The 21,329-nt window shown below is 72.3% G+C and carries 23 protein-coding genes; 10 read left to right on the forward strand and 13 right to left on the reverse strand.

What is annotated here, in order from left to right; all coding sequences use genetic code 11:
* Positions 1–83 precede the first annotated feature (83 nt).
* Genes ACFOW4_RS27305 through ACFOW4_RS27320 form a run of 4 tightly spaced genes read left to right on the forward strand, consistent with a single transcriptional unit; the run spans position 84 to position 3,470 of the window.
* Entirely contained in the window at positions 84–1,796 is a 1,713-nt protein-coding gene (locus ACFOW4_RS27305; protein ID WP_377532962.1) for a nitrite/sulfite reductase, read from the forward strand.
* Positions 1,793–1,954: a hypothetical protein gene (locus tag ACFOW4_RS27310; protein WP_377532964.1), complete on the forward strand. Its 162-nt coding sequence runs from the start codon at positions 1,793–1,795 to the stop codon at positions 1,952–1,954. Before ACFOW4_RS27305 ends, ACFOW4_RS27310 begins: the two co-directional genes overlap by 4 nt.
* The gene (locus ACFOW4_RS27315) at positions 1,951–2,715 is read left to right on the forward strand and encodes a phosphoadenylyl-sulfate reductase (RefSeq protein ID WP_377532966.1); all 765 of its coding nucleotides are present in this window, start codon (positions 1,951–1,953) and stop codon (positions 2,713–2,715) included. Before ACFOW4_RS27310 ends, ACFOW4_RS27315 begins: the two co-directional genes overlap by 4 nt.
* On the forward strand, positions 2,697–3,470 hold the full coding sequence (locus tag ACFOW4_RS27320; protein ID WP_377532968.1) for a sirohydrochlorin chelatase: 774 nt from the start codon (positions 2,697–2,699) through the stop codon (positions 3,468–3,470). The genes ACFOW4_RS27315 and ACFOW4_RS27320 overlap by 19 nt, the downstream gene beginning before the upstream one ends.
* A gap of 129 nt (positions 3,471–3,599) precedes the next feature.
* Here the strand turns inward: ACFOW4_RS27320 and ACFOW4_RS27325 are convergent, their stop codons facing one another.
* Together ACFOW4_RS27325 and ACFOW4_RS27330 are read right to left on the reverse strand one after the other, a co-directional pair.
* Entirely contained in the window at positions 3,600–3,857 is a 258-nt protein-coding gene (locus ACFOW4_RS27325) for a WhiB family transcriptional regulator (RefSeq protein WP_007072794.1), read from the reverse strand.
* Positions 3,858–4,306: 449 nt separating this feature from the next.
* Positions 4,307–5,257 (reverse strand): diacylglycerol/lipid kinase family protein, encoded by a 951-nt coding sequence (locus ACFOW4_RS27330; protein WP_377532970.1) that lies wholly within the window; start codon positions 5,255–5,257, stop codon positions 4,307–4,309.
* Positions 5,258–5,300: 43 nt separating this feature from the next.
* Here ACFOW4_RS27330 and ACFOW4_RS27335 point away from each other — a divergent pair, with 43 nt between their 5' ends.
* Positions 5,301–5,690: a hypothetical protein gene (locus ACFOW4_RS27335; protein ID WP_377532972.1), complete on the forward strand. Its 390-nt coding sequence runs from the start codon at positions 5,301–5,303 to the stop codon at positions 5,688–5,690.
* A 22-nt stretch (positions 5,691–5,712) separates the two neighbouring features.
* On the opposite strand, the gene ACFOW4_RS27340 is transcribed toward ACFOW4_RS27335, so the two are convergent.
* Genes ACFOW4_RS27340 through sodN form a run of 3 tightly spaced genes read right to left on the reverse strand, consistent with a single transcriptional unit; the run spans position 5,713 to position 7,074 of the window.
* Positions 5,713–6,120 carry an ATP-binding protein gene (locus tag ACFOW4_RS27340; protein ID WP_377532974.1) on the reverse strand — a complete coding sequence of 136 codons (408 nt, stop codon included), beginning with the start codon at positions 6,118–6,120 and terminating at the stop codon, positions 5,713–5,715.
* Between the two features lie 31 nt (positions 6,121–6,151).
* Entirely contained in the window at positions 6,152–6,673 is a 522-nt protein-coding gene (locus tag ACFOW4_RS27345; RefSeq protein ID WP_377532976.1) for a GNAT family N-acetyltransferase, read from the reverse strand.
* Positions 6,670–7,074 (reverse strand): superoxide dismutase, Ni, encoded by a 405-nt coding sequence (sodN, locus tag ACFOW4_RS27350; protein WP_377532978.1) that lies wholly within the window; start codon positions 7,072–7,074, stop codon positions 6,670–6,672. Before sodN ends, ACFOW4_RS27345 begins: the two co-directional genes overlap by 4 nt.
* A gap of 84 nt (positions 7,075–7,158) precedes the next feature.
* Here sodN and ACFOW4_RS27355 point away from each other — a divergent pair, with 84 nt between their 5' ends.
* The 3 genes from ACFOW4_RS27355 to ACFOW4_RS27365 all read left to right on the forward strand — a co-directional run bounded on the left by ACFOW4_RS27355 (position 7,159) and on the right by ACFOW4_RS27365 (position 9,854).
* The gene (locus ACFOW4_RS27355; RefSeq protein WP_377532980.1) at positions 7,159–7,509 is read left to right on the forward strand and encodes a S24/S26 family peptidase; all 351 of its coding nucleotides are present in this window, start codon (positions 7,159–7,161) and stop codon (positions 7,507–7,509) included.
* Between the two features lie 143 nt (positions 7,510–7,652).
* Positions 7,653–8,831, forward strand: a complete 1,179-nt coding sequence (locus tag ACFOW4_RS27360) for an NADP-dependent malic enzyme (protein ID WP_377532982.1) — start codon at positions 7,653–7,655, stop codon at positions 8,829–8,831.
* Between the two features lie 60 nt (positions 8,832–8,891).
* Positions 8,892–9,854, forward strand: a complete 963-nt coding sequence (locus ACFOW4_RS27365; RefSeq protein WP_377532984.1) for a zinc-binding dehydrogenase — start codon at positions 8,892–8,894, stop codon at positions 9,852–9,854.
* A 16-nt stretch (positions 9,855–9,870) separates the two neighbouring features.
* On the opposite strand, the gene ACFOW4_RS27370 is transcribed toward ACFOW4_RS27365, so the two are convergent.
* Together ACFOW4_RS27370 and ACFOW4_RS27375 are read right to left on the reverse strand one after the other, a co-directional pair.
* Positions 9,871–10,836, reverse strand: a complete 966-nt coding sequence (locus tag ACFOW4_RS27370; RefSeq protein ID WP_377532986.1) for an alpha/beta hydrolase family protein — start codon at positions 10,834–10,836, stop codon at positions 9,871–9,873.
* 73 nt (positions 10,837–10,909) lie between these two features.
* Positions 10,910–11,041 carry a hypothetical protein gene (locus ACFOW4_RS27375; protein WP_377532988.1) on the reverse strand — a complete coding sequence of 44 codons (132 nt, stop codon included), beginning with the start codon at positions 11,039–11,041 and terminating at the stop codon, positions 10,910–10,912.
* A gap of 136 nt (positions 11,042–11,177) precedes the next feature.
* On the opposite strand from ACFOW4_RS27375, the gene ACFOW4_RS27380 reads away from it, so the two are divergent.
* Both ACFOW4_RS27380 and ACFOW4_RS27385 read left to right on the forward strand, forming a co-directional pair.
* Complete coding sequence (locus ACFOW4_RS27380; protein ID WP_377532990.1) at positions 11,178–11,351, forward strand: hypothetical protein; 174 nt, start codon at positions 11,178–11,180, stop codon at positions 11,349–11,351.
* Between the two features lie 10 nt (positions 11,352–11,361).
* Positions 11,362–11,985, forward strand: coding sequence for a DUF3592 domain-containing protein (locus ACFOW4_RS27385; protein ID WP_377532992.1), 624 nt, complete (start codon positions 11,362–11,364; stop codon positions 11,983–11,985).
* 13 nt (positions 11,986–11,998) lie between these two features.
* Here the strand turns inward: ACFOW4_RS27385 and ACFOW4_RS27390 are convergent, their stop codons facing one another.
* The 6 genes from ACFOW4_RS27390 to ACFOW4_RS27415 form a co-directional block, all read right to left on the reverse strand.
* Positions 11,999–13,117, reverse strand: coding sequence for an acetate/propionate family kinase (locus ACFOW4_RS27390; protein ID WP_377532994.1), 1,119 nt, complete (start codon positions 13,115–13,117; stop codon positions 11,999–12,001).
* On the reverse strand, positions 13,114–15,183 hold the full coding sequence (pta, locus tag ACFOW4_RS27395; RefSeq protein ID WP_377532996.1) for a phosphate acetyltransferase: 2,070 nt from the start codon (positions 15,181–15,183) through the stop codon (positions 13,114–13,116). Before pta ends, ACFOW4_RS27390 begins: the two co-directional genes overlap by 4 nt.
* A 44-nt stretch (positions 15,184–15,227) precedes the next feature.
* Positions 15,228–15,407 (reverse strand): DUF6104 family protein, encoded by a 180-nt coding sequence (locus tag ACFOW4_RS27400; protein ID WP_354858500.1) that lies wholly within the window; start codon positions 15,405–15,407, stop codon positions 15,228–15,230.
* Positions 15,408–15,511: 104 nt separating this feature from the next.
* Positions 15,512–19,291, reverse strand: coding sequence for a multifunctional oxoglutarate decarboxylase/oxoglutarate dehydrogenase thiamine pyrophosphate-binding subunit/dihydrolipoyllysine-residue succinyltransferase subunit (locus ACFOW4_RS27405; RefSeq protein WP_377532998.1), 3,780 nt, complete (start codon positions 19,289–19,291; stop codon positions 15,512–15,514).
* Between the two features lie 252 nt (positions 19,292–19,543).
* Entirely contained in the window at positions 19,544–20,368 is an 825-nt protein-coding gene (locus tag ACFOW4_RS27410; protein WP_377533000.1) for an ABC transporter permease, read from the reverse strand.
* On the reverse strand, positions 20,365–21,300 hold the full coding sequence (locus tag ACFOW4_RS27415; RefSeq protein WP_377533002.1) for an ABC transporter ATP-binding protein: 936 nt from the start codon (positions 21,298–21,300) through the stop codon (positions 20,365–20,367). The genes ACFOW4_RS27410 and ACFOW4_RS27415 overlap by 4 nt, the downstream gene beginning before the upstream one ends.
* Positions 21,301–21,329 lie beyond the last annotated feature (29 nt).

Genomic DNA, 21,329 nt, shown 5'->3' on the forward strand with positions numbered 1-21,329 from the left:
CGTTGTCCCGCCCGTGATCGACGGGCCGGCCGCCGCGCCCCCGCGCCTGCCCCGAGGCACAGCAGACAACGGAGGACGCCGCGATGGCGGTCAGCAGCACCCCGGCCCGGTCCGAGGACCCGACGGCCCCCGCAGGCCGGGCGCCGCGCCGTCCACGCGGTGAAGGTCAGTGGGCACTCGGCCACCGCGAGCCGCTCAACGCCAACGAGCGCATCAAGAAGGACGACGACCCGCTCAACGTCCGGGCCCGGATCGAGAACATCTACGCCCACGGTGGCTTCGCCTCCATCGACCCGCAGGACCTGCGCGGCCGGTTCCGCTGGTGGGGTCTCTACACCCAGCGCAAGGCGGGCATCGACGGCGGGCGTACGGCCGTGCTCGAGCCGCACGAGCTGGAGGACGAGTTCTTCATGCTCCGGGTCCGGGTCGACGGCGGGCAGCTCAGCCTGGCCCAGCTGCGGGTGGTCGCCGAGATCTCCCGCGAGTTCGCCCGGGACACCGCCGACATCACCGACCGGCAGAACATCCAGTACCACTGGATCCGGGTAGAGGACATGCCGGAGATCTGGCGCCGGCTGGAGTCGGTGGGCCTGCAGACGACCGAGGCGTGCGGCGACTGCCCCCGGATCGTGCTGGGCAGCCCGGTCGCCGGGGTGGCCCCCGACGAGGTGGTCGACCCGACCCCGGCGATCGACGAGATCGTCCGCCGGTACGTCGGCGACAAGGCGTACTCGAACCTGCCGCGCAAGTTCAAGACGACCATCTCCTGGCTGGTCGACACCCCGTACGAGGCGAACGACGTCGCCTTCCTCGGGGTCGACCACCCCGAGCACGGCCCCGGCTTCGACGTCTGGGTCGGCGGCGGCCTCTCCACCAACCCGATGCTGGCCAAGCGGCTGGGCGTCTGGGTGCCGCTGAACGAGGTGCCGGACGTGTGGGCCGGCGTGGTCGGCATCTTCCGCGACTACGGATACCGCCGGCTGCGCAACCGGGCCCGGCTGAAGTTCCTGGTCGCCGACTGGGGCGTGGAGAAGTTCCGCGACGTGCTGGAGAAGGAGTACCTGGGCCGGACCCTGCTCGACGGGCCCGCCCCGGAGCTGCCCGACAAGCCGGTCGACCACATCGGCGTGCACCGCCAGCGCGACGGCCGCAACTACGTGGGGGCGGCACCGGTGGTCGGGCGGGTCTCCGGCGGGCAGTTGGCGAAGCTGGCCGACGTGGTCGAGGCGCACGGCAGCGACCGGGTGCGGCTCACCCCGTACCAGAAGCTGCTGGTGCTCGACGTGCCGCCGGAGCGGACGGAGTCCCTGGTCGACGCCCTGCGCGGGATCGGCCTGGAGGCCCGGCCGTCGGCCTGGCGGCGCGGCACCATGGCCTGCACGGGCATCGAGTACTGCAAGCTCGCCATCGTCGAGACCAAGGCGCGCGGCGAGGAGCTGGTGGCCCGGCTGGAGGAGCGGCTGCGCGACTTCGACGCGGACATCTCCATCCACATCAACGGCTGCCCGAACGCCTGCGCCCGCACGCAGGTCGCCGACATCGGTCTCAAGGGCCAGCTGGTGGTCGGCCCGGACGGGCATCAGGTGAAGGGCTTCCAGGTGCACCTCGGCGGTGGCCTGGGCATGGCGCAGGGGCAGACCGCCGGCTTCGGGCGCAAGCTGCGCGGCCTGAAGACCACCGCCGAGGAGCTTCCGGAGTACGTGGAACGGCTGGCCCGCCGCTACCTGGCCGGCCGGAGCGAGGGCGAGGCGTTCGCCAACTGGGTGATCAGAGTCGACGAGGAGGAACTGCGATGAGCAGCGAGAACCGAGCGGCACCTCTGTACTGCCCGTACTGCGGAGAGGAGGACCTGCGGCCGCACGAGGCCGGGCACGGCGCCTGGGAGTGCCACGCCTGCACCCGGGTCTTCTCGGTGAAGTTCACGGGGCTGCTCCCGCGGGCGGTGACCCGGTGAGCGGCCTGGTGTCCGCCGCCGGTCTGGGGCTGGTCGGCCCCGGGGGGCCGACGCCGGCGGACCCGGCCCGGCGCAGCCCGGACGAGCTGCGGACGCTGGCCGAGCGGGCCGGCCGGGAGCTGGAGGGCGCGCCGGCGCTGGAGATCGCCCGCTGGGCGGCGGAGACCTTCGGCGACCGGTTCTGCGTCACCAGCTCGATGGCCGACGCGGTGCTGGCCCACCTGGTGTCCCGGGTGGCCCCGGGGGTGGACGTGGTCTTCCTCGACACCGGCCTGCACTTCCCCGAGACGCTGCGGGTGCGCGACGAGGTGGCCCGGACGCTGCCGGTGAACGTCCGGTCGATCCGGCCCCGACTTACCGTCGGGCAGCAGGACGGCCAGTACGGCCCGCGGCTGTTCAGCAAGTCCCCGGACGACTGCTGTCAGCTGCGCAAGGTGGAGCCGTTGGAGCGGGCCCTGTCCGGGTACGACGCCTGGGCCGCCGGTCTGCGCCGGGACGAATCACCGACCCGGGCCAACACGCCGGTGGTGACCTTCGACGCCCGGCGCGGCAAGGTCAAGGTCAACCCGATCGCCGCGTGGTCGCAGGCGGACGTGGACCGCTACATCGCCCGGTGGAACGTGCCGGTCAACGAGCTGTTCAAGCAGGGCTACGGCTCGATCGGCTGCTGGCCGTGCACCCGGCGTACGAAGGCGGGGGAGGACCCGCGGGCGGGCCGGTGGGCGATGTTCGAGAAGACCGAGTGCGGCCTGCACGTCTGACCTCCTCGGCCGATCCGGTGGTGCTGGTCGCCCACGGCAGTCGTGATCCGCGGGCGGCCGAGGCGACCCGGGCGCTGGCCCGCGCCGTGTCGGCGGCCCGGCCGGGCACCCGGGTCCAGGCGAGCTGGCTGGACCACACCGCGCCCGGGCCGACCGACGTGTTGCGGGCGCTGGCCGGCGCTGGGCACCGCCGTGCGGTGCTGGTGCCGCTGCTGCTGACCGCCGCCTACCACCACCGGGTGGACATCCCGGCGGCGGTCGCCGCCGCGGCGCAGGACGGGCCACCGCTGACGGTACGGGTGACCGACGTGCTCGGCCCGGCGAACGGGACGGTGGACGCGGCGCTGCTGGCCGGGCTGGGCCGCCGGCTGGCCGAGGCGCGGCCGGGCCGGTTCGACGCGCTGGTGCTGGCCGCGGCGGGCACCCGGGATGCCCGGGCCCGCGGCTCGGTGGGCCGGATGGCGGACGCGCTCGGCGCGGAGTTCGATGTGCCCTGCCGGGTGTCGTACGCCTCGGCGGCCCCGCCGGCGACCGGCGTCGCGGTTTCCCGGTTGCGGGCGGCCGGTGCTCGGCGGGTGGCGGTGGCGGCGTACTTCCTGGCGCCGGGCCTCTTTCACGACGCGGTGCAGCGGTCGGCCCGGGCGGCCGGGGCGGTGGCCGTGGCGGCACCGTTGACCGACGCGGCGGAGTTGGCCGAGTTGGTGCTGCGCCGGGTCGACTGCGATCCCGGCCGGCTCGCCGACGAGTCGGTGTGACCAGCCTCGCGGCCCGAGCAGGATCGGTGGGCGGCGGAACGGGTATCCGTGCTCCGTGTGCCGCTCAGCGCGGGAAAGCAGAACGCCCCGGCGGGCGGACCCGCCGGGGCGTGCAGCTGTGATGTGGGATCAGGCGGAGTGAGCGCGCAGCACCCGGAGGCCACCGCGACGCTTGACAGCGCGCCGTTCCTCCTCGCTCATCCCGCCCCAGACGCCAGCGTCCTGACCGGACTCGAGTGCCCACTGCAGGCACTGGTCGGTCACGGAGCAGCGCCGGCAGACGGCCTTGGCCTGCTCGACCTGCAGGAGAGCCGGTCCGGACGTCCCAATCGGGAAGAACAGCTCCGGGTCCTCGTCGCGGCAGACAGCATGGTGACGCCAGTCCATGGCGGCAACACTCCTCATTCTGGATGGGTGGCAGTTATTGCTTGTCGTGCTTTTCCTATATGCATCCGCAGTGCCGATGGTGACGGTTCGCGTCCGTCTTTTCGGCAGTGCGTGAGCAGGCTGTTAGCCCGGTGGACCTGCTGGAACAGCTCAACCTGACGAGCATATCCAGGCAATGTCCCGGTAACTCAAGTTCGCTTGTGAATACTTTCACGAACACTCGCGATGTCAAGGGTGACGCTCGGAAAAACTCCGGGCGGTGAGCAAGCCCACAACCCATTTGCCCGAGTTTCAGCGTCTTGCTGGTTACCCGGCGTGCCACAGTCGAGGATCAATATAGTACAGTGCGCGTGACATTGCTGACATTTCCGGCACCTGCCCCTCGGTGTGGCGGCGACCGCGTCGCTGCGGTTGTGGCGGCCGCGTCGACCTAGGGCAGTACCCGAGACCTAGCAGATTACTCTCAGTGCGGCGGGAACGGATGTGAATCTGACTTTCTCCCGCTCGCCGAGGTAGTCGCCGTCCAGCTGGAACGCCTGCGGACGGTTGGAGAGCAGCGTGAACTCCGCCGTGTCGTGCAGCCGCAGCACCTGCCGGCCGCGTGGATCCGGGCTCCCGGTGAGGAACTGGGTCACCGTGCGTGTGGTGCTGGCGACCCGGAGCTGACGCAGCGCCAACACGTCCAGCCCGAGGTCGAACGACGCTGCCGGGTTGGGATTGATCTCCCGATCGCCCAGGTACGTCCATGGCGCGGTGTTCTGGATGATGACGGTGGCCAGCTCGCCCTCTGCCGGCTCGCCGGGACGCTCGAGGGTGATCGCCGGGTGCCGGCGGTCCGAGCCGAGGAAGTATTGCTTCATCGTCGAGCGCAGGTAGAGCGCCGGAGTGGAAACCCGCCCCCGCCGCCGGGCCTGCTCCACCCGGTGGATCACCGCGGCGTCCAGGCCGAAGCCGGCGCAGAAGGTGAAGTAGCGGTCGTCGGCACGCCCCAGCCCGATGATCCGGTGCCGACCCAGGCGCAGCCCTTCCAGGATCATGCTGGCGCCCTCGGGCCACTCCCGGGGCAGGCCGAGCGCGCGGGCGAACACGTTCGTCGAGCCGCCCGGAACGGTGGCCAGTGCGGGCAGTTGGTCGGCCCGGGTGCCCGCGTCGGGGCGTACCGGCGGCTCGGCCGTCATGAGGCCGTTCACCACCTCGTTCACCGTGCCGTCGCCACCCAGCGTGACGACGAGGTCGACCCCCTCCTCGGCGGCCTCCCGGGCCAGCACCATGGCGTGCCCCCGGCGGCGGGTGTAGCGCACGCTGAGGTCGACTTCACTGCGCAGCGCCCGGACAAGCACGTCCCGGCTGCGTTCGCTGGTGGTGGTGGCCTTCGGATTGACCACCAGGACGGCCCGCATGGGCGGCACTGTACCGCCTGGTAGCCCGGGTATCGTGGCGCGCGTGACCATCGACTCCGACCCGATTCCCGTCACGCTGCGCTGGGCGGTCCGTCTGCTGTGGGCCGAGGCGGTCGCCGTCGGGCTGATCGCCGCCTGGCTGGTCTGGGCCGATCTCACCGCGACCACCACCGACCTGCCGTCGGCGCTGCTGGTGACCGCGTTCGCCCTCGGGGCGGCGGCGGCACTCTGGGCCCTGGGCCGGGCGCTGCTGCGCCGTCAGGCCGGCGCCCGCGCCCCGGCGATCGTGCTCCAGTTGATGCTGCTGCCGATCGGATGGTTCATGATCCAGGGCGGTCTGGGCTGGCTGGGCGTACCACTGATCGCGCTCGGCCTCGGCGTCTCGTGGCTGCTGGTGAGTCCGCCGACGACGCGGGCCCTCGGCTTCCAGTGACCGCGGCCGCCGGGGGCCGGGGTCAGTAGCCGCCGGAGCGGCGGGTGAGCAGTGAGATCGTCGCCCGGCCGTCGGCGGCCGTGGCGGACGCCGACGTGGTCAGCGCGGTGAGCACCTTCCAGGCGAACGACGACTCGGCCGGCAGGGTCGCCCCCCGCACGGTCGGGACGGTCACCTCGACGGTCAGCGCGTCCTCGGTGACCGAGAAGCGGCACTCCAACTCGGCGTCGCGGGTCGCGATGGCGAGCAGCATGGCGCAGGCCTCGTCGACCGCGATCCGCAGATCCTCGATCTCGTCGAGCGCGAACTGCAACCGGGCCGCGAGACCGGCGGTGGCGGTGCGGAGCACGCCGAGATAGCCGCCGTCGGCGGGCACGGTGAGGTGCACCACGTCGTCGTCGGTCGTCGGCTGCCCGGTCAGTTGAGTCACCCTCATCCCCCCGGTCGCGGACTCTACCCGGTCAGTCGGTCGGGCGTGCGACGGCGGGCGCGGCCTGACCGGCCAGCCGGTGCAGCGCGTCGCCGCTGAGCCGGTACGGGACCCACTCGCTCATCGGTTCGGCGCCGATGGAGGCGTAGAAACCGGCCGCCGGATTCCAGTCGATCATCCACCACTCCAGCCGCCGGTAGCCGCGCTGGACGCAGATCTCGGCCAGGGTGGCCAGCAGCAGCCGGCCCGCCCCGGTGCCCCGGGCCGCCGGCCGTACGTAGAGGTCCTCCAGGTAGATGCCGTGCACGCCGGCCCAGGTGGAGAAGTTGAGGAACCAGAGCGCGAAGCCGACCGGCTCGTCGTGCTCGTCCACCGCGACGTGGCCGAAGAGCGCCGGCGCGGGCGCGAACAGCGCCGTGGTCAACTGCTCGGCGGTGAGGTGGCACTCGTCGGGGGCGCGCTCGTACTCCGCCAGCTCGTGCACCATGGCGACGACGGCCGGCACGTCCTCGGGACGTACCGGCCGGATCGTCGGGGTAACCGGAGAGGTCACGCCTTCTTGGTCTCCCAGAAGATCTTCGAGATGTCGTCGATCTTCTGCAGCAGCTGGTCGGCGGTGGCCGGGTCGAGGCTGCCCTTGACGCCGCCGGAGCCGGCGAGCTTGGTGGCCTCGTTGAACAGCTGGTGCAGCTGCGGGTACTTCTCGAAGTGGGTGGCCTTGAAGTAGTCGGTCCAGAGCACCCAGAGGTGGTGCTTGACCAGCTCGGCGCGCTGCTCCTTGATGATGATCGCGCGGGTGCGGAACTCCGGGTCGGTGTTCGCCTGGTACTTCTCGCAGATCATTTTGACCGACTCGGCCTCGATCCGGGCCTGGGCCGGGTCGTAGACGCCGCACGGCAGGTCGCAGTGGGCGCTCGCGGTCACGCGGGGCGTAAGGATGCGTGGAAGTCGCATCAGGATCCTCCATGGGAAGTTTGCGATGATCCAAGCCGACATTACTCCTGGACGTGCTCCCCGAAGCGGGTGGAGGTGAAACCAGTGCGGCCCGATCCTCCGACCGAGCCACCCCGGCTCCGGGGGCCGCTGACCGCCGTCCTGGTGACCGGGCCGTCCATGGCCCCGACGCTGCGGCACGGCGACGCGGTGCTGGTACGCCGGGGCGGGCGCCCGGTCCGGCCCGGGGACGTGGTGGTCGCCGTCTTCCGCACCCGTCCCGAACTGCTGGTGGTGAAGCGGGCGGTCCGCGCCCAGGACGGCGGCTGGTGGCTGCGCGGCGACAACGACCTGGTCACCGACGACTCCCGGGCGTACGGCGTGGCGGACGTGCGCGGTCGGGTGGTGGCCCGCTACTGGCCGCACCCCGGGCGGGTCCGGCCGCGACCGTTATGACCCTGCTCACATCCGGCGGGCAGGGTCGACACTATGCTCGGAAAGTGCCCGGGTGACCCCCCGCACCGCGTGCCACCGCTCGCCGCCCACCTCGCGGCCGGGCCGGCCGCCCCGTCTGCTCGACAGATCCTGGAGTCACCACCATGCCTTCGTCCACCGTGGACCCCGCTGATCCCGTGTTCCGGCTGCACCTCGGCGGCAAGATGGCCGTCGCCTCGACGGTGCCGCTGACGAGCCGGGAGGACCTCTCCCTCGCGTACACCCCCGGGGTCGCCCGGGTCTGCGAGGCGATCGCCGCCGACCCGGCCCTGGCCGACGACTACACCTGGGTGTCGCACACCGTCGCGGTCGTCACCGACGGTTCCGCGGTACTCGGGCTGGGCAACATCGGCCCGCGCGCCGCGATGCCGGTGATGGAGGGCAAGGCGGTGCTCTTCAAGCAGTTCGCCGGTGTGGACGCGGTGCCGGTCTGCCTGGACACGCAGGACGTGGACGAGATCGTCGCGGTGGTGCGGGCGCTGGCGCCCTCCTTCGGCGGCATCAACCTGGAGGACATCAGCGCCCCGCGCTGCTTCGAGGTGGAGCGCCGGCTCGACGAGGCGCTGGACATCCCGGTCTTCCACGACGACCAGCACGGCACCGCGATCGTCGTGCTGGCCGCGCTGCGCAACGCCGCCGCCCTGCTCACCCGCAAGCTCGGTGACCTGCGCGTCGCGGTCAGCGGCGCCGGCGCGGCCGGGGTGGCGGTGACGAAGATGCTGATCGCCGGGGGAGTCAACCCTGACCAGGTGGTGGTCTGCGACTCCAAGGGGATCATCGGCCGGCACCGGACGGACCTCACCGGCACCAAGGCCGACCTGGCCGCGACGACCAACGCCGACGGCCGCCACGGCGACATCACCGAGGCGCTGCGCGGCGCGGACGTGCTCATCGGCGTGTCCGGCGGGCAGATCCCGGAGGCGGCGGTCGCCGGCATGGCCCCGGGCGGGATCGTGTTCGCACTGGCCAACCCCACTCCGGAGGTGCATCCCGAAGTGGCCGGTCGGCACGTCGCGGTGGTCGCCACCGGGCGCAGCGACTTCCCCAACCAGATCAACAACGTGCTCGCCTTCCCCGGCGTCTTCCGCGGTGCGCTGGACGCCCGCGCCACCCGGATCACCGAGGGGATGAAGGTGGCCGCCGCGGACGCCATCGCCGGCGTGGTGGCCGAGTCGCTGACCGCCGAGGCGATCGTCCCGTCGCCGCTGGACCCGCGGGTCGCACCGGCCGTGGCCGCGGCGGTCGCCGAGGCCGCCCGCCGCGACGGCGTCGCACGGGCCTGAGGCGCGCGGAAGGGCCCGGTTCCGGCCCGGCCCTTCTGAACCAGCCCGCAGCTTGTTACGGTGCCGATCATGCGTGCCGCCTTCGCCACCCGCTTCGACGACGCCGACCCGCTCGCCGCGCTCACCGTCGGCGAGCGCCCCGAGCCGACCCATCCGGACGACGGCTGGGTCACCGTGCAGGTACGGGCCACCTCGCTCAACCACCACGACCTCTGGTCGCTGCGCGGGGTCGGGCTGGCCGAGGGGCAGCTGCCGGTGATCCTGGGCTGTGACGCGGTCGGCGTGGACCCGGAGGGTCACCCCGTGGTCGTCTACCCGGTGGTGGTGACCCCGGGCGACCCGCGCGGCGTGTCCATCCTCTCCGAGTACTTCCCCGGCACGTTCGCCGAGCGGGTCGCCGTACCCCGGTCGAACCTGGTCCCGCTGCCCGAGGAGCTGACCGCGACCGACGCGGCCTGCCTGCCCACGGCGTGGCTGACCGCCTGGCGGATGCTGACCACCAAGGGCCGGGTGGAGGACGCGGACGCCGTGCTGGTGCAGGGCGCCGGCGGCGGCGTGGCCACCGCGGCCGTCGCGCTCGCCGTCGCCATGGGCAAGCGGGTGTACGCGACCAGCCGCGACCCCGGCAAGCGGGAGCGGATCGCCGCGCTCGGCGCGACCGCCGTCGAGCCGGGCACCCGGCTGCCGGAGCGGGTCGACGTGGTGATCGAGACGGTCGGCGCGGCCACCTTCGACCACTCGCTGAAGTCGGCCGCGCCGATGGCCCGCATCGTGGTCTCCGGGGCGACCGCCGGGCACGAGCCGATGGTCAACCTGCGCCGGGTCTTCGCCATGCAACTGGAGATCCTGGGCACCTCGATGGGCACCCCCGGTGAGCTCTACGAGCTGCTGGCGTTCTGCGCCGACAGCGGGGTGCGCCCGGTGGTGGACAGCGTGGTCCCGTTCAGCCGGATCGAGGACGCCTTCGCCCGCCTGCACTCCGGCGACACCTTCGGCAAGGTCGTCATCGACCACACCGCCTGAGCGCCGCCGCGCGCCGTCAGAGGTGGTCGTCGAGGGTGGCGATGTCGCCGCGGGCGGCGTCGGTGGGGATGCGCTCCTTGGCCGCCGCGTCGCCGTAGAGCGACCAGCGCAGGAACTCGACGGTGGTGTCCGAGACCACCCGCAGCGCCGCGCCGTCGCTGAGCAGCGCCCGCCCGTGGTCGCCCTTCGGCAGGCTCAGCATCGCCTTCGGCCAGGGCACCTTGTCGTACGCGGCCCGGCCCGCCGCGTAGTCGACCACCTCGTCCAGCTCGCCGTGCACGAACAGTTGCGGCGCGGCGGCGCCCGCGAAGGCGGTGCCTACGCCGAGTGCGGTGCCGGCGAACACCACGCCGGCGTCCAGCCGCTCGTCGCGGCCGGCGGTGAACAGGCCGATGGTGGTCACCCCGCCCGCCGAGTGTCCGGCGGCGGCCACCCGGTCGGCAGCCATCCGGCCGCGTAGGGGATCACCGGCCTTCTCGTCCAGCGCCAGCACCTCGGTCAGCGCGTAGGAGACGTCCGCCGGCTGGTTGAGCACGTCTAGGACGTTGCCGTCGCCGCCCCGGGCGGTGTGCGGGAAGGTCGGCGCGGCCACCACGAAGCCGGCCGCCGCCCAGCGGGTCAGCAGCGTCGCGTAGTCGTCCGGGCGTCCGTTCAGGCCGTGGCTGAACATCACCACCGGGAACCTGCCGTCGGCGGCAGCCGCCGACCGCTTCGCCGACCCGCCGGCGGCGCCGGTCGCCGGGTACCAGAGCGTCACCGGCAGGGCCCGGCCGTCCCGGTTCAGCTTGAGTTGGCGTACCCCGACGGCGAAGCCGCGCTGCGGGGCGGTCCCGGCGGGTACCCGCGGCGACGGTGTGGCGGCCGGCCACGGCTCGGCCGGCGCCTGCCAGCGTTCGGTCGGCCCGGCATCTCCGGAACAGCCGGTCAGACCGGCCGCGAGCAGGGCGCTGGCCAGCAGTGCGGGAGCGACGCGACGCGACATGAATCCGATTGTGCCTCGCCCGGCGGGGCGCTCCGGCCGGGTTGGGCGCAGCGTGCCCACCCGGTGACCCGGCTCACCGCTCCGGCGGGCGGTGCGGCCCACCGCCGGCGCCGGGGGCGCGCCGAGCGCGGATCGAGAGGGTCGTACGCACGCCGACGGTGTACGACTCCTCGGGCGCCCGGCGCGCCGGCGGTGTCCCGCCCATCGTCGCACGCTGGGTGGCCGGGCGTCCGCGACCATCCCCCCGTCCGGCTCGGTCCACTCGGCCGGCCGGCTCGACCGTTCCCGGCGCGCGTGGGCGGGGACGGTACGGCACGACCGGCTTCGCTATGGTCACCGGCATGCCTGAGAACTACACCGACCCCAGCGGCAACACCGAGGCGTTCCGCGCCTTCGCCCAGCCGGCGGAGCCCGCGCCCGCCGCGGCTACCCCCTCCCGGACGCCGCTGGTCATCGGTGCGGCGGTGGTCGCCGTGCTGCTGGTGATTTTGGTCGCCTGGCTCGCGCTGAGCTGACCCGGCGCCCGTGCCGACCGAGCTGCCGGCTCAGGGGAACGACACGACCGACCCGGACCATCCAGGGCCACTGCGCGCTCGGCTGCGCGCCGCCCGTTGGCGTCCGGCGGCCCTCGGCGTGCTGGTGCTGGTCGCCGGCCTGGCGTACGCGACGGCGATCGGCAGCTACAAGTGGCATCTGCACGCCAAGGCCGAGCGGCTGCGGGTCGAGGGCGTACCGGTGCTGGCCGACGTGACCGACCGGCGGAACACCGTCGGCCGCGGCGGCGGCACCGACACGATCCGGGTCGGTTACGACTACCAGGGTGTCCGCTACTCGCGGCGGATCCTCTGCGGCTCGGCCGGTGGCTGCTTTCGGGAGCCACCGGAGACGATGACGGTGCGGGTGGATCCGGCGCACCCCGATCAGTTCGTCGCCGAGAACGGCAACACCGACGACTCGGTCTTCGTGCTCAACGCCTGGGGCGGGATTCCGTTCGGGCTGGTGGTCGCGGCCATCGGCGGGCTGACGATCTTCATCTCCACCCTGCCGGCCGGCGCGCCCCGACGTCCGCTGCCCCGGCGTGGACCGGGTCGGGACCGGGTTCGCCGGACGGGCAGTGCCCGGCAGCGGCGTCGGCGGGCCCGACGCTGATCCCGTCGGTCCGTCAGCGGGCGGCCTCGACCACGTCCCGGGTCTGCCGGGCGATCTCCCGCTCCTCGTCGGTGCCGATGACGCAGACGCTCACCTCGGCGCCGTCGGGCGAGATCACCCGGTCGCCGTCCCCGGCGTTGCGCTGCGGGTCCACGGCGATGCCGAGCCGGTCCAGACCGGCCAGCGCGGCCGCCCGGACCGGGGCCGCGTGCTCGCCCACTCCGGCGGTGAAGGCGACCGCGTCCACCCGGCCGAGCAGCGCGTAGTACGCCCCCACGTACCCCGTGATTCGCCGGCAGTAGACGTCGAAGGCCAAGCTGGCGGCCTCGTCTCCGGCCGCGCGGCGCTGGAGCACCTCACGCATGTCGTTCGCCCCGGTCAGCCCGAGCAGGCCGCTGCGATGGTTGAGCAGGTCGTCGATGTCGTCCACCGACAACCCGCCCTCCCGGCGCAGGTGGAAGATGATCGCCGGGTCCAGGTCGCCGCTGCGGGTGCCCATCACCAGCCCCTCCAACGGGGACATGCCCATCGAGGTGGCGACGCTGCGCCCGCCGGCCACCGCGCAGGCGCTGGCCCCGTTGCCCAGGTGCAGGGTGATGGTGTTGAGCTGCTCGTACGGGCGGTCCAGCAGCTCGGCGACCCGCCGGGAGACGTACGCGTGCGAGGTGCCGTGGAAGCCGTAGCGGCGGATGCCGTACCGCTCGGCGACCTCGGTGTCGATGGCATAGGTGGCCACGGCCTCGGGCAGGGTGTGGTGGAACGCGGTGTCGAAGATCGCGACCTGCGGGACCGCCGGCAGCGCCGCCCGGGCCACCTCGATGCCGGCGAGGTTCGCCGGGTTGTGCAGCGGGGCGAGGGGCACCAGATCGCGGATCGCGGCGAGCACCGCGTCGTCGATGAGGACCGGCGCGCTGAACGTGCGCCCGCCGTGCACCACCCGGTGCCCGATCGCGGTGAGGTCGGTGAGGTCGAGGTCGTCCAGGACCTTTCGTACCGCCTCGGTGTGGTCGGCGGGACCGCCGCCGGGCTCACCGACCCGCTCGACGGTGCCCCGGTCGAGCACCCGCTCGCCGTCGTAGTGCCGCCACTTCACGGACGACGAACCGCAGTTGAGCACCAGCACCCGACTCACGACGACTCCCCGCTGGCGGCCTGGATGGCGGTGATCGCCACCGTGTTGACGATGTCCGGCACGGTGGCGCCCCGGGACAGGTCGTTCACCGGCCGGCGCAGGCCCTGCATCACCGGGCCCACCGCCACCGCGCCGGCGGAGCGCTGCACCGCCTTGTACGTGTTGTTGCCGGTGTTCAGGTCCGGGAAGATGAAGACCGTCGCGCGGCCGGCGACCGTGCTGCCCGGCAGCTTCGTGGCCGCCACCGCCGGGTCGATCGCCGCGTCGTACTGGATCGGGCCCTCCACCAGCAGGTCGGGGCGGCGCTCGCGGACCAGCGCGGTGGCCGCGGCGACCTTCTCCACGTCGGCGCCCGCGCCTGAGCTGCCGGTGGAGTACGACAGCATGGCCACCCGGGGCTCGATGCCGAACCGGGCCGCCGTCTGCGCCGAGGAGATGGCGATGTCGGCCAGTTGGGCGGCGTCCGGGTCGCGGTTGACCGCGCAGTCGCCGTAGACCAGCACCCGGTCGGCGAGCAGCATGAAGAAGACGCTGGAGGCCACCGAGACGTCCGGCACGGTACGGATGATCTCGAAGGCGGGCCGCAGGGTGGCGGCGGTGGTGTGCGTCGCCCCGGAGACCATCCCGTCGGCGTACCCGGCGGCCACCATCATGGTGCCGAAGTAGTTCGGCTGGGCGGCCACGTCGTACGCCAACTCGGCGGTGACCCCCCGGTGCGCGCGCAACCGGGCGTACTCGGCGGCGAAGCCGTCGCGCCACTCGCTGCCGGCTGGGTCGACCACGTGCGCGTCGCCGATGTCGATGCCCAGCTCACGGGTCCGGCGGGTGATCTCGTCCGGTCGGCCGAGCAGGGTCAGCTCGGCCACCCCGCGACGCAGCAGGACCTCCGCGGCGCGCAGGATCCGCTCCTCGGTGCCCTCCGGCAGCACCAGGTGCCGCCGCTGCGCCCGCGCCCGGTCGATCAGCTCGTTCTCGAACATCAGCGGGGTGACCCGCTCGGAGCGGCTGACGCGCAGCCGGCGGGCCAGGTCGTCGGTGTCCACGCAGCGTTCGAACGCGCCGAGCGCCGCCTCCACCTTGCGCGGGTTGGCGACGCTGGGTCGGCCCTCGATCCGGCTGGACGCGGCGACCGTGTCGTAGCTGTCGCTGCGCACGGAGAGCACCGCGAGCCCGGTGTTCAGCCCGCGCACCAGCCGCATCACCCGGGGGTCGGGCTGCTCGCCCAGGGTGAGCACCAGCCCGGCCACCGACACCTGCCCGGCCACGTGCGCGGCGCTGGCCGCGACCAGCAGATCGGCCCGGTCCCCGGGGGTGATCACCAGGGCGCCGTCGGTCAGGTGGTCCAGCAGGGTCGGCACGTGAGCCGCGCCGACCACGTAGTCCAGTACGTCCCGGGCGAGGGCGTCGTCGTCCCCGGCCAGCAGGGTGGCGCCGAGCGCGGTGGCCACCTCGGCCACCGTCGGCGCCGACACGGTCGGCACCTCGGGGATGGCGTACGCGGGAACCGGCAGTTCGGGCAGCGGCATCGGCCCGGACACCCGGTTGGCGATCACCGCGAGCACCGTCGCGCCCAGGTCCGCCAGATCGTGGTACGCCCCCCGCACCGCCGCCGCGACGGCCTCCGGCTCCTGCCCGAACCCGTCGACCACCGGCACCACGACGCTGCTGAACTCGGTGGCCAGCCGGGCGTTGAAGGCCAGCTCGCGGGGGTGGGCCGGGTCACCCGGGTCGTCGAAGTCGCTGCCCACCACGACCACGGCCGGGCAGCGCCGCTCCACCGACCGGTAGCGCTCCACGATGTGGGAGATCAGCTCTTCCCGCCGACCGTCGGCGACCAGGGCGGTGGCCTCGGCGTAGGTCGCCCCGGCGAGGTCGGCCAGGGGCAGCTCGACCCGGTAGCGCTCACTCAGCAGGGCGAGGATCGGATCCGGCCCGGCGCCGGCGACCAGCGGCCGGAACACCCCGATCCGCCCGACCTGGCGGGACAGCAGCTCTGCCAGCCCGAGCGCGATGGTGGACTTGCCCCCGCCCGATCCCACACTCGTCAGATACACGCTCCGGGCCACGCCCCCACCCTAGAAGATCGCGCGACCCCCAGGTGCCGGGTGGGTCAGTCGTCCTCGGGGTCGTCGAGGCGGGCCAGGTAGGTGGCGAGGCGTTCGATGGGGGTTTCGAACTCGGGGTTGAGGTCGACGAAGTCGCGCAGGCGCTCACCCAGCCACTCCAGGGTGACCTGCTCGTCGCCCCGGCGCTCGACCAGTTCCTCGATACCACGGTCGGTGAAGTACATCGGTGCGTCCTCGTGCTCGGCCCGGCGTGCCGGGCGGGTGGACCGACGGAGCCGGGGCAGGGCCGTGGTGACGGCCCTGCCCCGGCTCTCGCGGTGCGATCAGGTCACGGGCGGGGGAGAGCCGCCTCGATCAGCGCGTTCTGCTCGGCCTCGTGCATCTTGGCCGAGCCGACCGCCGGAGCGGCCGCGGCCGGGCGGGAGATCCGCCGCAGCCGGACGTCGGCCAGGTGCTCCAGCAGGTTGAGCGCCACGAAGCTCCAGGCACCCTGGTTGGCCGGCTCCTCCTGCACCCAGGCGAAGTCCTCCGCGTTCGGGTACTCCGCCAGGGCGGCCCGGATCTCCTCGACCGGCATCGGGTAGAGCTGCTCGATCCGGATGATCGCGGTGTCGTTGGCGCCGCGCTCGTTACGGGCCTGGAGCAGGTCGTAGTAGACCTTGCCCGAGCAGAGCAGCACCCGCTTCACCGACGCCGGCGCCGGGGCGGCCGAGTCGCGCAGCACCGGCTGGAACGTGCCGGTGGTGAAGTCCTCCACCTGGGAGATGCAGAGCTTGTGCCGCAGCAGCGACTTCGGCGTGAAGACCACGAGCGGCTTGCGCTTCGGTGACAGGGCCTGACGCCGCAGCAGGTGGAAGTAGTTCGCCGGGGTGGTCGGGATGGCCACCCGCATGTTGTCCTCGGCGCACATCTGCAGGAACCGCTCCGGGCGGCCGGAGGTGTGGTCCGGGCCCTGGCCCTCGTGGCCGTGCGGCAGCAGCAGGGTGACCGCGGAGCGCTGGCCCCACTTCACCTCACCGGAGGAGATGAACTCGTCGATCACCGACTGGGCGCCGTTGACGAAGTCGCCGAACTGGGCCTCCCAGGCGACCAGCGCGTTGACGTTCTCCACCGAGTAGCCGTACTCGAAGCCCATCGCGGCGTACTCGCTGAGCAGCGAGTCGTGCACGAAGAACCGGGAGCGCTCGCCGTCGCCGGTGAGCGTCTTCAGCGGCAGGTAGTCGTCGCCGGTGCTGGCGTCCACCACCGAGGCGTGCCGCTGCACGAAGGTGCCGCGCCGGGAGTCCTGACCAGCCAGCCGGACGGTGACCCCGTCGTGCAGCAGGGCGCCGAAGGCGATGATCTCGCCGAAGCCCCAGTCGATGTTGCCCTCGACGGACATCTTCGCCCGCCGGTCGAGCAACTGCTGGATCCGCTTGTGCGGGGTGAAGCCCTCCGGCAGGTTGACGTGCGCCTCGCCGATCGCCTTGACCACGGCGGCGTCGGTGGCGGTGTCGACCTGCGGCTCCGGCTCCCTCTGCCGGCGCGGGCGGGCCACCTGCCGGGGCGCCGAGGCGGCGTCCCGGGTGGCCTTGAAGACCCGCTCCAGCTGCGCCTGGTAGTCGCGCAGCAGCTCCTCCGCGTCCTCCACGGTGATGTCGCCGCGGCCGATCAGCTCCTCGGTGTAGAGCTTGCGGACCGAGCGCTTCGAGTCAATGATCTTGTACATCTGGGGGTTGGACATCGACGGGTCGTCGCCCTCGTTGTGCCCGCGCCGGCGGTAGCAGACCATGTCGATCACGACGTCCTTGTTGAACGCCTGCCGGTACTCGAAGGCCAGCCGGGCCACCCGGACCACGGCCTCCGGGTCGTCGCCGTTGACGTGGAAGATCGGCGCCTGGATCATCCGGGCCACGTCGGTGCTGTAGAGGCTGGACCGGCTGTACTCCGGCGCGGTGGTGAAGCCGACCTGGTTGTTGACCACCACGTGCACCGTGCCGCCGGTGCGGTAGCCGCGCAGCTGCGACAGGTTGAGCGTCTCGGCGACCACGCCCTGCCCGGCGAAGGCGGCGTCACCGTGCACCGCCAGCGGCAGCACGGTGTAGCCCTCCAGCTTGAGGTCGATCCGGTCCTGCTTGGCCCGGACGATGCCCTCCAGCACCGGGTCGACGGCCTCCAGGTGCGACGGGTTGGCCACCACCGACACCTTGACCGCGTGCTCGCCGTCGGGAGTGGTGAACTTGCCGTTCTGGCCCAGGTGGTACTTCACGTCGCCGGAGCCCTGCGTCGACCGCGGGTCCAGGTGCCCCTCGAACTCGGAGAAGATCTTCTCGTACGGCTTGCCGACGATGTTGGCCAGCACGTTGAGCCGACCCCGGTGGGCCATGCCGATGACGACCTCGTCCAGCCCGCCCTCGGCGGAGGACTCCAGGATCTCGCCGAGCAGCGGGATCAGCGACTCGCCGCCCTCCAGCGAGAAGCGCTTCTGGCCCACGTACTTGGTCTGCAGGAAGGTCTCGAACGCCTCGGCGGCGTTGAGCCGGTTGAGCACGTGCTTCTGCTCGTCCGGCGCCGGCTTGGTGTACTTGCGCTCGATCCGCTCCTGGATCCAGCGCCGCTCCTCCGGGTCCTGGATGTGCATGTACTCGATGCCGACCCGGCGGCAGTACGAGTCACGCAGCACGCCGAGGATCTCGCGCAGCTTCATCCGCTGCTTGCCGGCGAAGCCGTTCACCGGGAACTCCCGGTCGAGGTCCCACAGGGTCAGCCCGTGCTGGAGCACGTCGAGGTCGGGGTGCTTGCGGATCTTGAATTCCAGCGGGTCGGTGTCGGCCATCAGGTGGCCGCGCACGCGGTACGCGTGGATCAGCTCGTGCACCCGGGCGGTCTTGTTGATCTGGCCCTCGGAGTTGACCGCGACGTCGCGCACCCAGCGCACCGGCTCGTACGGGATCCGCAGCGAGGTGAAGATCTCGTCGTAGAAGCCGTGCTCGCCCAGGATCAGCTCGTGCATCACCTTGAGGAACTCGCCGGACTGCGCGCCCTGGATGATCCGGTGGTCGTACGTGCTGGTCAGCGTGATCACCTTGCTGACCGCCAGCTCGGCCAGGGTGGCCTCGGACATGCCCTGGTACGGCGCCGGGTACTCCATCGCGCCGACACCGATGATCGCGCTCTGCCCCTGCATGAGCCGCGGCATCGAGTGCACGGTGCCGATGCCGCCCGGGTTGGTCAGCGAGATCGTGGTGCCGGAGTAGTCCTCCATGGTCAGCTCGTTGCGCCGCGCCCGCCGGACCACGTCCTCGTACGCCTGCCAGAACTGCCGAAAGTCCATCTGCTCGCAGCCCTTGATGGAGGGCACCACCAGGTTGCGGGAGCCGTCCGGCTTGGTCAGGTCGATGGCGATGCCGAGGTTGACGTGCTCCGGGCGGACGACCGCCGGCTTGCCGTCGGTCTGGGCGAAGGAGTTGTTCATCTCCGGGTGCTGGACCAGCGCCCGGACCATCGCGTAGCCCACCAGGTGGGTGAAGCTGACCTTGCCGCCCCGCCCGCGGGCGAGGTGGTTGTTGATGACGATGCGGTTGTCCACCAGCAGCTTGGCCGGCACCGCGCGCACGCTGGTGGCCGTCGGCACGCTCAGCGAGGCGTCCATGTTCTGGACGATCTTGGCGGCGACACCGCGCAGCGGCGTGGTCTGCGGGCCACCGGCGCTCGGCGCGGTCGGCTTCGGGGCGGCCGGCTTGGCCGGGGCGGCCTTGGCCGGTGCGGGCGCGGTGGCCGGCTTGGCGGGCGCTGCCGGCTTGGCGGGCGCTGCCGGCTTGGCGGCGGGGGCCGGCTTCGTCGGGGCCTGCGGCTGCGCGGCGGCGGGCTTGGCGGCCGGCTGGCTCACCTCGGCGGCCGGCTCGGGCTGCCCGTCGGGCTCCGGCGCGGCGGCCGGAGCGGCCTTCTGCTCACCGCCACGCGGTGTGGCCGCGCCGGGCGCCGGGCGATAGTCGGCGAAGAAGTCGTGCCAGGCCGAATCGACGCTCGTGGGGTCGGCGAGGTACCTCTGGTACATCTCCTCGACGATCCACTCGTTCGGGCCGAAACCCGCCAGTGGGTTCTCCTGCGAAGTCTGCTGGGTCGACACGGCCGGTAATCGCCTCTTTCACGCGGGTTTGTGTGTCACGCGGCGTCCGGAGCGCCCGCTTCGGGGCGCGGACAGGACGGCTCCCAGGCTACGCCGTACGGATCCCGCAGGCATTTCCGCCTCGGTCGGGTGGTCCGTTTCACAGAAGATGCCAGAAGTTCGGCAACCGCTGCGGGGCCCGGCCGATGACTGCTAGAGCGGCCGCCGGCTCCGGGGTGGTGGCCGTGCCGCCGCCACCCCGGAGCCGCCGGATCAGGAGATGTCGCGCCGACGCATCAACAGGGTGCCGACCACGCCGGTGACCACCGCGTAGCCGATCAGCACGGCGGCGCCGGCCCAGCGCGGCGGGTTGCCGGGGATCTCCGCCCCGGTGACCATCAGCGACGAGGCCAGCGACGGCACGAGCAGTTGCAGGTTGTTGATCCAGTCACCCCACCGCTCGGCCAGGATGCTGATCACCACGATGGCGCCGATCGAACCACCCAGGTAGAGCAGGATGCCGGTCACGGTGGCGCCGATCTGGCTGCGGATGAGCACCCCGATGCCGACGCCGAAGACCGCCCAGAGCAGGTACGCCAGCAGGTTCAGCCCGATGGCCCGCCAGGCCGCGTCGTTGCCCAGTTGCGAGTCGAGCCCCACCGCGTTCAGCACCGCCGAGCCGGCCACCAGGTTGAACACGGTGGTGACCAGCCAGAACAGCAGCGCCAGCACACCCGCCGCGACCAGCTTGGCCACCATCACCGCGGTGCGGTGCGGCGAGGTGAGGAACGTGGTGGTCACCGTCTGGTGGAAGAACTCACTGGTCACCACGATGATGCCGAGCAGCATCACGATCAGCAGGCCGAAGAACTGGCCGGTGGTGAACAGGTTCGACGACAGCGCGTCCGGGGTGGCCGCGGCCTCGAACTGGGCCGCCTGCTCGGCCGGCACGTCGCCGAGGTTGTTGCTGGTCAGCGTATCGGCCTGCAACCAGTTGACGAGCAGGGTGAGCGCCCAGAGCGGCAGGCTGATCAGAGCGAAGACCCACCACGTGTTGGTGGTGCGGATCTTGAGCAGTTCGGACCGGACGAGGTTCATCGGATGCCCGCCTTTCCGGCCGTCAGCTCCAGGAAGACCCGTTCCAGGTCGGGCCGTTCCGTGGTCAGTTCGTGCAGCTCCACACCGGCGGCCAGGGCCACCCGGCCGACCGTCGGGGCGTCCACCCCGGCAACCAGCAGGACGCCGTGCTCGTCGGTGTCCACCGTGGCCGACTGCGCCTTCAGCGCGGTGGTCAGGGCCTCGGCCTGCGGGGTGCGGACCCGGATCCGGGAGCCCTGCGCCATCGAGCCGATGACCTGGTCGACCGGCCCCTGCTTGACCAGCTGGCCGGCCGCGATGATCACCACGTCGTCGGCGAGCAGCTGCATCTCCGACAGCAGGTGGCTGGAGACCAGCACGGTGCGGCCCTCGTGGGCGAGGTTCTTGAGGAACCCGCGCATCCACCGGATGCCCTCCGGGTCCAGGCCGTTGGCCGGCTCGTCCAGGATCAGCACCCGCGGGTCACCGAGCATCGCGGCGGCGATGCCGAGCCGCTGCTTCATGCCCAGCGAGTAGCCCTTGAACTTGCGCTTCGCCGCCGGCGTCAGCCCGACCAGCGCCAGTGCCTCGTCGGCCCGCTGCTTCGGCAGCCCGGCGGCCGCGCAGATCACCCGCAGATGGTTGATGCCGGTGCGTCCCTTGTGCGCGCTGGACGCCTCCAGCACCGCGCCGACGTGGCGCAGCGGCTGGGTCAGGTCGGCGTACCGGTGGCCGCTGATGGTCGCCGTGCCGCTGGTCGGGGTGACCAGGTTCAGAAGCATCCGCAGGGTGGTGGTCTTGCCGGCGCCGTTGGGGCCGAGGAAGCCGGTCACCCGCCCCGGCGCGACGGTGAAGGAAAGGTTGTTCACCGCGCGAACGTTCTTGTACTGCTTCGTCAGGCCGGACACCACGATCTGGCCGTCACTGGTGGGGCTTCGCTGCCCGTCAGTCATCGTTCTCCTCCCGTGCATGGCGTCGAGGT

Source organism: Micromonospora sp. GCM10011542 (genome assembly GCF_042650685.1).
In the GTDB taxonomy this organism is placed as follows: domain Bacteria; phylum Actinomycetota; class Actinomycetes; order Mycobacteriales; family Micromonosporaceae; genus Micromonospora.